At 63.4% G+C, this 213-nt stretch carries 1 pseudogene; it reads right to left on the reverse strand.

The window, feature by feature from the left end:
- Positions 1 to 213, reverse strand: a pseudogene (locus F1735_RS38725) (IS5/IS1182 family transposase); the annotation flags it as partial.

The following is a 213-nucleotide window of genomic DNA, read 5'->3' on the forward strand; positions in this document are numbered from 1 at the left end:
CGCTGGCCGCCGCTGCAGGCCGCTCGCGGGCAGCAATGGCCGTGCCGTCGCGGCTGATATGTCCGATCAACTGGTCACCCAGGTGTTCCTTGATCATGGCTTCGTAGGCGCGTTCAACCAGTCGCTCGTCAGCGAACTGCGCAAAAGCCCGCGAAAACGTCGCCTCCGAAGGCAGCTTTGCAAACGGCGGAAATCCGCAAATGCGCCGCAAGG

The organism is Massilia genomosp. 1 (genome assembly GCF_011682185.1).
GTDB lineage: Bacteria > Pseudomonadota > Gammaproteobacteria > Burkholderiales > Burkholderiaceae_D > Telluria_A > Telluria_A rubra.